The sequence below is a fragment of the Paenibacillus sp. A14 genome, from assembly GCF_036864815.1.
In the GTDB taxonomy this organism is placed as follows: domain Bacteria; phylum Bacillota; class Bacilli; order Paenibacillales; family Paenibacillaceae; genus Fontibacillus; species Fontibacillus sanfengchensis.
In genome coordinates, this window is sequence record NZ_JBAGJD010000024.1 from 22,649 (window position 1) to 34,148 (window position 11,500).

Annotated in this window: 10 protein-coding genes; 1 reads left to right on the forward strand and 9 read right to left on the reverse strand. The window is 53.4% G+C overall.

The annotated features are described in order from the left end of the window. Nucleotides 1–111: 111 nt before the first annotated feature. Both V4U88_RS26555 and V4U88_RS26560 read right to left on the reverse strand, forming a co-directional pair. The gene (locus tag V4U88_RS26555; RefSeq protein ID WP_334076187.1) at nucleotides 112–2,034 is read right to left on the reverse strand and encodes an FAD-binding protein; all 1,923 of its coding nucleotides are present in this window, start codon (nucleotides 2,032–2,034) and stop codon (nucleotides 112–114) included. A 174-nt stretch (nucleotides 2,035–2,208) separates the two neighbouring features. Then, nucleotides 2,209–3,018 carry a MerR family transcriptional regulator gene (locus tag V4U88_RS26560; RefSeq protein ID WP_334076188.1) on the reverse strand — a complete coding sequence of 270 codons (810 nt, stop codon included), beginning with the start codon at nucleotides 3,016–3,018 and terminating at the stop codon, nucleotides 2,209–2,211. Between the two features lie 305 nt (nucleotides 3,019–3,323). On the opposite strand from V4U88_RS26560, the gene V4U88_RS26565 reads away from it, so the two are divergent. Continuing rightward, nucleotides 3,324–4,586: an MDR family MFS transporter gene (locus tag V4U88_RS26565; protein WP_334076189.1), complete on the forward strand. Its 1,263-nt coding sequence runs from the start codon at nucleotides 3,324–3,326 to the stop codon at nucleotides 4,584–4,586. Nucleotides 4,587–4,597: 11 nt separating this feature from the next. On the opposite strand, the gene V4U88_RS26570 is transcribed toward V4U88_RS26565, so the two are convergent. The 7 genes from V4U88_RS26570 to V4U88_RS26600 form a co-directional block, all read right to left on the reverse strand. Continuing rightward, the gene (locus tag V4U88_RS26570) at nucleotides 4,598–5,458 is read right to left on the reverse strand and encodes an ABC transporter ATP-binding protein (protein WP_334076190.1); all 861 of its coding nucleotides are present in this window, start codon (nucleotides 5,456–5,458) and stop codon (nucleotides 4,598–4,600) included. Then, nucleotides 5,455–6,309: a hypothetical protein gene (locus tag V4U88_RS26575; RefSeq protein WP_334076191.1), complete on the reverse strand. Its 855-nt coding sequence runs from the start codon at nucleotides 6,307–6,309 to the stop codon at nucleotides 5,455–5,457. Before V4U88_RS26575 ends, V4U88_RS26570 begins: the two co-directional genes overlap by 4 nt. Beyond that, nucleotides 6,293–6,913, reverse strand: a complete 621-nt coding sequence (locus V4U88_RS26580; RefSeq protein ID WP_334076192.1) for an RNA polymerase sigma factor — start codon at nucleotides 6,911–6,913, stop codon at nucleotides 6,293–6,295. The genes V4U88_RS26575 and V4U88_RS26580 overlap by 17 nt, the downstream gene beginning before the upstream one ends. A 65-nt stretch (nucleotides 6,914–6,978) precedes the next feature. Further along, on the reverse strand, nucleotides 6,979–7,701 hold the full coding sequence (locus V4U88_RS26585) for a hypothetical protein (RefSeq protein ID WP_334076193.1): 723 nt from the start codon (nucleotides 7,699–7,701) through the stop codon (nucleotides 6,979–6,981). Then, the gene (locus V4U88_RS26590; protein WP_334076194.1) at nucleotides 7,698–9,869 is read right to left on the reverse strand and encodes an ABC transporter permease; all 2,172 of its coding nucleotides are present in this window, start codon (nucleotides 9,867–9,869) and stop codon (nucleotides 7,698–7,700) included. Before V4U88_RS26590 ends, V4U88_RS26585 begins: the two co-directional genes overlap by 4 nt. Further along, complete coding sequence (locus V4U88_RS26595; RefSeq protein ID WP_334076195.1) at nucleotides 9,862–10,752, reverse strand: ABC transporter ATP-binding protein; 891 nt, start codon at nucleotides 10,750–10,752, stop codon at nucleotides 9,862–9,864. The genes V4U88_RS26590 and V4U88_RS26595 overlap by 8 nt, the downstream gene beginning before the upstream one ends. Nucleotides 10,753–11,029: 277 nt before the next feature. Beyond that, on the reverse strand, nucleotides 11,030–11,500 hold a 471-nt coding region (locus V4U88_RS26600), incomplete at its 5' end, for a transposase (RefSeq protein ID WP_334075811.1).

The window sequence follows — 11,500 nt, forward strand, 5'->3', positions numbered from 1 at the left end:
GCTGTTTGGCGGCATAATCAAAACGACGGCAGATCAAGCTCCGAGGAGAATAGGAGCTGGCTGCCGCCGTACAATTTTACTTTATATAAAAATCCTTCAGCCCTCGCTGGTCTATAGACCTAACGCTTCCGCCGCAGCGCTTTCCCCACCTAGACGACCGGACGTAAAGGAATAGCCGAGTCCGACCCCATTGCCCACGTATGTATCGTTGAACAATACGCCCTCGGATTCCAAACCGACCGCATACAAGCCTTTGACCGGTACCCGCTTGTCATTCAGCACTTGAAACTTTGTGTTGACCAGCAGCCCGCCGACCGAACCCAAGTTGTTGACCTCGGCGATCACTGCATAATAAGGACCTTCCGTTCCCATCGGCAACAGATATTCCTTGGTCTTCCCGAATTCCGTATCGGTCCCCGTTTTGGTGGCTTCCGCATAGTTGTTGAACGCTGCGCTGAAGACCTCAACATCCATGCCGGCGTTTTGGGCCAGTTCTTCAACCGTCTCGCCTTTGTAACCGTCCCCGTTCTTCACCATCGATTCAAACACACTCTCCGCGTTGTCCCACGGCTGCTCCAGCGTAAACCGATCCTTGAAATCGGCATAGAACTCCGGCGGCATGCCGGGAAGCTGCGGCGCTTTAACCCCCTTCATACCTTTTGAGGTAAGGGCGTCCAATTGCGACTTAGACACGATCACCAAATGGTAAGGTCCGTTAAACGCACTCGTATTGGCAGCCGCTACGGAAGTGAGCGTAGCCGCCTCATCCCGGAATCTTGCCCCTGAGGGGCCGACGTTCATGAAATTAGGCAGATAGGACACCATCAGCGGATAACTGGCTTCAAAGGAAGAATATTCTTTCTTCAACTTCGCCGTCGCTCGAGCCAAGGTCTGGTGAAGCATCTGACCGCCGAAGTTGTCCGGAACCTTCGCTCCGGCTGCCCAGGCCATTTTCAGCCCCTCGCCCACATTTTGACCCAAACCTCCGTTGACGCCTTCAAAACCGAAGCTCTCCTTGACCATTTCCTTATTCCCGGCATATCCACCGGTCGCCATCACTACGCTTTTTGCTGTGATTTCCAAGGTGGTACCGTCGGTTTTTACCGCTTTAACGCCGGTCACCTCTCCATGATGCCCGGTCATGAGTTCTTTGGCCGTTGTTTCCGTCAAGACTTGTCCGCCATGCTGTTCTACGGATTCGGCCAACATATGACGCAGCAGCTTCTCCCGGGTTTCGTAAGCCGGCAGCATATGCAACTGCTCCCCGGCAAAATTGATAAACGTAGTCTCGTAGCCTTTGCTCTTCAGCCAGTCGTAAGTTTCACCGGATTGTGTGACGTACTGTCGGATCGCCGCCGCATCCACTCTCCAGTGGTTATTGACAATCCAATCGGCGATTTCTTTTTCCACGTTTACTTTCACGCCGTTTTCCACAGCGACCGAGGAGTTGTAGAACTTCCCTGCCCAGGAGAGGTTGCTCGCCCCGCCAATAACGCCGGTCTTCTCGAGAATGATGACCTTTGCTCCTTTGTCGGCTGCCGTTACGGCCGCCGACACCCCTGAGGCTCCGGCACCGACTATAACGACATCCGCTACTAGTTTTTCCGTTTTGCCTTCGCCGGCCTTTTTGATCTTAGCGGCTTTCAGCGTCTCCAGATCTCCCCCGGCCTGTTTCACCGCGTCTTCAACCGCGGTTAACAAGGCCTGACTGGAAAGGCTCGCTCCGCTGACCGCGTCGACGGACAGGGTCTGTCCTTCAAGAATTTGATTTTTGACCTGTTCGATCGCGTTATCTCCCAAACCCGCGGTTTCCGTTTGACTGATAACCTGAATATCCTTGATGCGGTCCGCCTGCTCCATGGTCACTTCTACCTTGATAGTTCCGTCCTTTCCTTCGGCCTGTCCCGTATATTTGCCCGCTTTAAATCCGCCGGAGGCTTCATTCACCTTATCCCCTTGACAACCACCCAGCACAGCTGTAATCAGCAAAAAACAGCAGCTGAGTAAAATGACTTTCATCCATCCCTGTTTCATTTGATTCTTCCCTCTCTTTTTACTCGTTCTGATTGAGTATCTTTAAACAGCCTAATAATGTGATTTTTTTCACTTATAATGGTGCACTAAAGTTGCTCCACCCACAGGCTACCCCTGAAGTTTAAACCTTAGTGCAGCACCAAGGTCAAGCGAAATCGCCGGTATAGTTCCGCGTCAAACCGCCATATATACTTTAAGATAATACCAGGTTTGGTTCTCCCGTTTTTCATTCACAATAATCCGTCCGACGATGTCGCCCCGCAAACTATATCCGTTATTCCGCAAGTAATCGAACATAAAGCTTAAAGATGATTTCGATATATTCTCTTTCTGATGCACCCGGATCGAAGCGGAGATGCCGATGGCCGGAGGCAAATATTCCGCTTGTTCCGGCACGGTTACTTCCAAGCTTCGCACATCGTCTTCCATCAAGGTTAATCCCCAGTTGTAATCCCAGTCATCCTGCTCGTCCGCGTCCGTCTCTCCCGACTCGATTCGGAAGGAGTAGAACGTAAACGGAAGCATATCCATCCAGGTAGTTACATCCCATTTCAGGGCATCGTTTCTCAACAGGCGGTTCTTATTCGTTTGCTTTAAACGGTACATGCCAGGTCTCGTTTTAATATGGCATTGATTCATCGTAGCCTCCAGAGATTCAAGGTCCCGGCAAATTTCGTCGATCTTTCCCAGGAGCATGGTGCTTCTGCGAATCTGAGTCTGCAAGCTATGACGGCTGTCGCCCACTTCCTTCCTAATTCTGTCCAACGTCGACTGCTGCATCATATCCGCCACGCTTTGTAAGGGCAACTGCAGGCTCCGATACCAGCGGCTCATCAAAAGATCCCTCGCATCAAAATCATCAAAATACCGGTAGCTGTTCTTCTCATCTTTGCTGGGCTGGACTATATTGTGCTTCTCATATAACCGTAACGTGTCCCGCGTGATCCCGAGCAGAGCCGAGAATTCGCCAATATTGTATTCCATCCTTCATGTCCCCCTTTCCTCCTAATCTATGGACAACTCCCATCATACAAGAGGGGATACGTGAGATAATATAACCGTGTTCACAACCGGGCCAAGCGCTAAAAAAAGACGCTTCCTCTGGAAGCGCCTCTCACATCTAAGAACTTACGTTCGATTTATGGTACATTTCAAATAAAGCTACCGCTATTCGCTTTTCATAATATTAGTATAATTCATCACGAATTATAAGTCTATACTTTGGACGGGACTTATTCTATATTTTGTATACCCGGCCGGGAATTTTCAGCTATAAAAGAGGAGATTCGGTGCAAATACGTTTATGGGATCTAAACTTGAAAGTCCGGTTGATGGGGGAAGGCTTGTTCAATATGCTGTTTTGGATGTATTTCCCCTTTATCACCGTCTATTTTGCAGAGGGGATGGGCACGCATACCGCCGGCCTGCTCATGTCGATACCTCCGTTATTCAGTATGATCGGAAGCCTGCTCGGCGGCGCCCTGACGGACCGTTTGGGAAGGCGCCCCGTGATGCTGGCGGGAGCTCTGCTGCAAACGCTTATGTTTGCCCTGTTCGCGGCCTCCCCTTCCCACTGGGTCGACTATGCCGCCTTTATTGGCATCGGCATCGGCGGCGCGATCTACAGACCTGCGAGCACCGCCATGGTCGCCGATCTGGTCCCGGATTCCGACCGCCGTCAGATTTTCGCCACATTTATGACGGCTAACAATATCGGCGCCGTATTGGGGCCGGTAATGGGAGCGATTTTCTTTTTTGAATACAGACAGGAGCTGTTGTGGACCTGCGCTGCCGTGCTGCTGCTGTATTTTGCCGCCATTTTTTTCATCGTTCACGAAACGAAGCCTCCCGGGACCCAACGCTGGGCATCGGCTCCATCGGCTCCCGCTTCGATAACCCGGGTCCTGTTCCAACAATGGAAGGAATATGGCGTCATTTTTCGGGATCGGATCTTTCTGGTTTATATTCTGGCGGGAATTTTCGCGCTGGTACCTATCATGCAGTTGGATCTATATATGTCCGTTTACGTCATTCGCGATGTTCCCGCCCAAGCTTTGCTGACCTGGAAAGAAGGCTCCCTGCTTCTCACCGGCAAACAGATTTACGGCTGGCTGCTTGGTTTCAACGGGCTGCTGTTCGTACTGTTCATACTGCCCGTAACCAAATGGTTTCGCCATTGGCGGGACCGGAATGTGTTCATCCTTTCTTCGCTGCTTGCCGGTTTCGGCACTTTTGCTTTAGGGCTCAGCACCAACATCTGGTTTCTGTTTCTGGCTACCCTGGTCTTTACCTTTGGGGAAATCGTGCGATCGCCGGTAACGTTGAGCTTTATAAGCCGCTATGCGCCCGAAGAAGCAAGGGGACAATATATGGGAGCGGACAGCTTGCAGAACACCATCGGTAAGTTTTTGGCCCCGGTGACGGTTTTTTTGGCTGGTTTCGTGCCGCCGATGGGAATATTCAGCCTCATTCTGGCCTTTTCCCTAATTAGCGTCGGATTGTACTTCGTACTGTTTAAACTGTATCGGGAACCGACTTCGTCCGCGGAGTGAGCCGTACGTTCTTAACGCACCACGCGGTCCCGTCCGTACTGGCGGACGAAGTAAGCATCCTCCAGGGTCGGCTCCGCCAAAGTCAAACCCGGGAAAAGGCGGCTCCCGCCGATCAGACGAACATGAATGCCGTCCGCCATCTCACGGAAGTGAATTAAATTCCCCGGGGGGCAGTTCTCGAACTGCTCCCGGGTTACAAGCCCCTCCCAGACTTCCAAAGGCAAGTCTCCGTTCCAGCGGCGACTTCCTCCCTCATAACCGATCCTTCCCCGGTCGAGCCAAATGACATGGTCTGCCGCTTCGTCCCATTCATTCATTTCGTGGACGGCGGCGACGACGGTTCGTCCTGCGGCATAACGGGACAAGTAGCTGATCGCCATTTTCCGCTCGGCCGTATCCATCGCATTAAGCGGCTCATCCAGAAACAGAAAATAAGGCGCGGCCAAGAGGGCTTGAGCCAGAACGATGCGGCGGCGAGTCCCCAGCGACAGCGTTTTGATTTTTTGATTCCGGTAAGGAGTCAGGCGAAAATCGGACAGCAGCGCCTCGATCCATTCCCGCTGATACACGCCCTTCAGTTCCGCCAAATAGACAAGGAGCCGATAGACTGTCATTTCCTCGTACAGCTCGATCTCGGCCGGCACATAGCCGATTTGGCTCCTGAGCAGCGGCAGATCTTCGGCGGCGGACCGCTGGCGGTACAGGATCTCCCCCTTCCGGGGCAATTGCAGTGTAGCCAGAAGCTCCAGCAGCGTTGTTTTTCCGGCTCCGTTGGCTCCGACCAGAAGCGTCAGCCCCGGGGGAATGCGGAGCTTTCCGATTTCCAGGGTCAGCTCCCCCATAGGGTGGCGTACATTTTCCAGCATGATCATCCCCGGTCTCCCCCGTCCGGACCGCCGTTCATTCGCAGGCTGCGGTAGTAGGAACGCAGGAGCAATAGTACACCGACTAGCAACATAAGCCCATCCACCGCGGCTTTAGCGTCCAACGTCCATCCATGCGACCGCGCATACTCCTCCAGGACGAACCAGAGGATATAGGCGGCGGAGGCTGCTCCGCAAGCAAGGTTCATGCCTTTGCGAAACAACACGTACATGGCCGCTCCTGCCGTCATCATGGAGATCCCGAGCCATTCCAGCAAAAAGGGAATAAACGGCAGCGACGCTTCCCCCGCCCACGAAACGCGCAGCCCGACAATCACCGAGCTGATCAGCGCCCAGCTCAACATCAGCGCGATCACCATAAGCATTCTGCTGTAGATCACCAGCGCCGGCGGGTAAGGGGTAATGCTTTCCACGGCCCGCATCCCGCGGTCCCAGGTGCGATAGCTGAACAGCATCGAAGCGATCAGCATAAGCGGTGTGATGACCGGAAACAACCCGCTCGGAATAGAATCCCCGAACAGCAAAACCCGATAAGGGTGCTCCGGATCGATCAGCAAAATCAGCATAAGAAAAACAGCGGAACCGGCCAGGATCAGCGATTTACGGTTTAAGCGGAACTGGCTCCACAGCAGCTTGCGCAGGGAAGGCGCTTCTACCTGCGGGTTAAAATCCAGCGAAGGAGAAGCCGCTTTGGCTTTCAGTACGTCGAACTCCGGCTGCAGAGAGGCAATCAATGCCGCGGTTTCCGAAGGGCACGGCGGCGGTAGGACGGCTTGGCGCAGCGGCTCGGACAGTTCCTTTTCCAACTGGGCCAATTCACGATCAATGGAGGGGTTCATGAGGATACACCTCGCTTTCTTGTTTTTTCTTTATTCGCCTTCCGAAGTCGGAGGAGGAAAATTCCGATGATTTGGACAGCGCCCGCTTCAGCTTGCGCAGCGCTCCGTACAAATGGGATTTGACCGAGCTTAGCGGTATTTCCAGCATCTCCGCAATCTCCTGCAGTTTCAGTTCGTGAAAAAAGCGCATCCGTACGATATTCTGCTGGACCTCGGGCAGCCAGGCCAGCGATTCGGCGATTTGCTCCACCGCTTCCTGCCTCTCCAGCAACTCTTCGGCTCCCGGAGAGGGGTCCGTATCTTCCGGCATCTCGTCGGCCGCCGCATACTCGGAGCGGAAAGAAGCGCTCCTCCAGTAATCCCGGCACAGATTCAGCGCCACCTTGTACAGCCAGGGCCGGAGCTGATCCAGCGCCCCGTTCCTTTCCAGATGCCGAATCAGCCTTATAAACGTCTCCTGCACCAAATCCTCCGCTTTCGCCCGGTCTCCCAGTTGCTGCGTAATATAGCTGAGCAGAGGCCCGTGATACCGGGTAACCAGCAGCTCGAAAGCTTCCTGTTCCCCTTGGGCCATGCGCTCCGCCAGTTGTTGATCGGAAATCATGCCTCTCCTCCTCTCCCGTTCCTTGTCGTTTCAATTTATATTTCTTTCATCCCGTCTTCTGCCGTTTATTCTTCTTCCTCAACAATCCAGCGGTCCCTTTTCCCGATCAGCCATAGCGTGAACCCCAGCAATACCCCGGCACCCGCCAGCAGAACAAGACGATTGACCACAAATGAGCCGTCCATGGGAAGAAACTCGACATATAGCGTGAATCCCTTCAATAGTTGGCCACTGCTGATCGTATCTAAAACCCAGACAGAAAACCCGAATACAAGTCCGCCATAAGTTTTTCGGAAAATAACCATCCCGGCCAGGGTCAGGGAAGACAGCAGCATGAACGCAGGCAAATTCTGCAGCATAAGCGCGGGAATTCCCGTGCTCAGCTTGCCCCCTTCTCCCCCGGACCAGGGATACATCAACGTCTTGATCTCTCCGAACTTCGCCAAGTAAACAAGCATCCATCCTACATTCAATACGGAGGCGTACACTAAGGCCAGCAGCCATTTCCGCAAGGCGATCAAGCGAAGGGATACCGGGTAAGTGGCTATCACATCCATCCCCCCTCCTCCGAGTTCCCGTTGGAACATCACGAGGGTCAGCATGATAACGAGGGGAAACATGCCCATCTCGGAAAAGTAATATACTGTTCTTGGCCGGTTCGGATCGCCGGTCAGAATGCTGATCAAGTACAGCAGAAATATCAAGACGACCAGTCCGGCTACAGGCTGCTTTTGCAGCTTGAAGTCAAAAGAAAGGCCCCGACGGAATTGGTCCAAAGCCGTTTTCATTGGCCCATCACCCGCTTCCATATCCGTTCCCATTCGGTATAAGGTATTTTACCCTCTTCGCCTGCGGCTTCATCGTTCGAATTGCGAACTTCCAACCCTTTCGCGTAAAAAACGTTAAGTATTTCCTTGACCTGCTTGTATTTCCCCTGATCCAGCGCCTCGGCCACTTGATTCATCATGCGTAATCCCAAGCGATCCGGATCATTCTCCTTCTCATTGGAATATAACTCGTAAATCAGATAGGCCCCCTCTTCGCCTTGCGCTAAAGTCTCGGCGCTAAATCCCTCTTCTTCGCGAAGATAAACATACCACATCAAGGCGCGAAGCTGGAGCCGAATATCCTCCTGGACGTTCCGGTTGGGATCCTCGTCCCGCCGGCTGCCCAGCAGCATTTCATTCATCACCATCTTGGCCAAATATTCGGTATCGAGAGCGTTCGGCATAATATAGGCCTGGTTCTCCACGCTGTAACTGATATAACTGTAACTCGGCAGATACAGCAGTTGAGTCAACCGGGGTTTAAAATGGTCCACCCAGCCGGTAAAATACCCGTACATGTCCTGCCAGCGTTGCAGCACCAGATTTCCGAAACGCTGATCATAGGGGGACGTCACCACCTTCCCCGGAAAACCCGGTTCGGTCAGTTCCGTAAAACTCCCGCCAAACAGGCTTAGCCCATCCCTGATTTGTCCCTCAAATAGCTGCGCGCCTTCCTGCCGTTTCGTTTCCGGAATGCTCGTATATAACGGATATGCGAAGCCTTCCGCCTTCAGTTTCAAAGAGGTGTTTCCCTGAACCAGCATTTGGAAGACGGAGCCTAATTCAATGCCAGGACTTTTTTTGCCGTGCCGTGTCTTTACGTAAACGGATTGATAACCGGGCAGCGGATACCAGGCGATATATCCCGGAAGGAACAAGCTCTTTCCTTTGGCAAAAGCATAGACGGAGCCTTGCCCCTGGAAGCCCGGTGCATAATCGAACAGGGTTCCGCCGTAGGCGACCTCAACTTTAAGCGCGGCATCCCCGGCCTCGGGAAGCTGAATCGCCAGCCGCTCGCCATTATGGGTGAAAGGGGCGGATTCGCCGTTTATCTTGGCCTCCTTGACCTGAAAGCTCCGGTTTAACGTCAGATGTATCTCGCTCCGCCCGCTCAACTCCCCAGCCGGGATATCAAGGACTGCCTGTAGGTCCAGAAAATCTCCCTTCCGTTTTTTCAGGGTAATATCATAGCCTTCGATGGCAAACATATCCGTCTGCTTCCCTTCGGGAGCGTCCTCTTCCATCATTTCCAGTCCCGGATCGGCCAGCTTCGCCCGGTAACCGTCGTACCGCTCTTTCCAGATCAGCCCGTAAGGGACAAACGCGCCGGCCGCCAGCAGCAGGGCGAGTCCTCCGGCCGTCCACACCGCCAGCTTGTGCTTGGTCGGGCGTATCCGGTCCAGCACCGTTACGCCGACCGCCAGCAGCAGGAGCGTAAAGGAGAGCACAAACGTACGGGAATAAAACAACTCATTCCCAAGGACATCAATCCCCCAAGCGTCAATCGGCGCTCCCTCCGTAATAAACAGCCGGTTCAAATGAAAGGTCCGCAACAGGTCGAGGCCGGCTTTATCGATCAGAAAGATATCCGTAAAGAAGGTGCCGAACATCCAGGCGCAAAAGCCGATGAGATAGACGACCCGGTTCGGAATCGCAATCGCCAGCAGCATGGCCAAGGCGAAGGTAACCAGGTAGGACACCTCATATGTCATGGCAAAAAAGGTTGTATACTCGCGGGTAATTTCCGGAAGCACGCCTTGACGTCCCGAAAACCAGGCGTATAGGCCCGCGGCCGCGAGCGTAAAAAGGGAGCAATAGAGTACACCGGCCAAATATTTGGCGGAAACTTTGGTTCCGTATGAAACCGGAAGCACCGCGCTCCATTCATAAGAGGGCCGGCGGATATCCCGGCGGACACTCAATATGCCGAGAAACATAACCAGTCCCAACGTCATGATTTGAATTAACGCGTGCATGTTGTAGGCTTCCTGAAACAAATTTTGATCAGGAGAAACCCGACTGAGCGTCCACCCGTTAAGCAGGGCGAAGAACACGGGCAGTGCCGGCAGCCACGGATTGCGAAAGAGCATCGCCAATTCAAAACCAAATTGCCTCCCCCACTTACTCATAGCTGTAGGCACCTTCCTTTGAGCCGGTCCGCAGCAGGGCCAGGTATCCATCCTCCAGGGTAGGTCGGACCTGTACGGCGCCGGAACCGGCCGGAGAGGCGTCGCCGATGATCCGGCAGCGCAGTCCATCCTCCGTCCGGCGTGTCGAGACGATCGACATCGGGTCGAGTCTTGCGAATTGCTCCTCGCTGACGACTCCCTCCCACACCTTGCCCTTGCCATACTCCTGCAGTTCGGACAAGTCGCCGGTCATTCTGACGTGCCCGCGGTCCAGGACGGCGATCTGGCGGCAGTTGCTCTCGATATCGGCCACGATGTGGGTGGAGAGCAGCACGATCCGCCCCAGACTGAACCGCGTCAACAGGTTACGAAAACGGACGCGCTCCTCGGGATCAAGTCCCGCCGTAGGCTCATCGACGATGAGCACCTGTGGCGATCCGAGCAGAGCCTGGGCGATGCCGAGACGGCGTTTCATCCCGCCGGAGTAAGTTTTTATCCGTTTCCCCGCCTTATCCTGGAGATTGACCTCCACCAGCAGGCGCTCGATTTCCCGTTTGCGCCGCTTGGGGTCATTTATCCCCTTCATCGCCCCCACGTAGTCTAGATACTCGGTTCCCGTCAACTGCGGGTAGACCTGAAACTGTTGGGGCAAGTAGCCGATGATTTTGCGGATATCTTCCGCTTTGCGCAGCGGGATTCCGTTGATCGACGCCCCGCCGGAGGTGGGCTCCACCAGGGTGGCGAGAATCCGCATCAGCGACGATTTTCCCGCTCCGTTCGGGCCGAGCAAGCCCACCATCCCCTCATGGAGCGTCAGCGTGACATCGTTCAGGGCCAAGCCGCCTCTCCGGTATTTTTTGGATAAGTGTTTAATTTCTATCATGAACATCCTCTTTTCCCAAAACAAATTCGATAACTCCGCGCGGATCGTATCTGTACCTGTAACGGGAAGGCGGACAAAAAAGTTCGTGCGACGATTAAAAAAATCAAACTGGAAATATTACAAAAAACCATCCCCCGGCAACGGCTGCATTATGCATTATGCGTTAAGGTTCCGAAGGATGGCGTTTACCCGCCAAAATCAAAGAGGCTGTCCCAAAAGTAAACTTTGGAACACCCTCTCCAACAAAATAGGATGATATTTGTAAAAAAAGAAGGAGCTAAGCGGGCTGTTTTCGCTTAGCTCCTTCTTTTTTGGAGTCTACGGCGGCTTTCTTAAGCAAATTGTGGGCAAGGGAAAGCCAGCCGACCTCCAGACTTACTTTTTGTAAGCCTCGAAGCAGAAACCTTTTAAAGCCTCGGTTGTTCTTCATATCGCCAAACACAGGTTCCGGCTCGATCATGCGCCTTACGGCCAAGGCATAACCTTCTTCACTGCGGAGTTTTTGCCTTGCCTGGCTCTTTAACCGCAAATACTTCATACTAACTTTGATCTCACGATCACCCTGGGCTTGTGTACACTGCGGCTTTAACGGACAACCCTCGCAGCCGGAGCTTCGGTAATGTCGGTATTCGATTTCATACCCACTTTCTGTTTTCTCCTTACTCCCTCTCCGGAAATGGAGCGTTTGCCCAGCCGTGCATGTCCATGTATCTTGTTCGCTGTTATAGGTCCAATTGTCGATTTTACT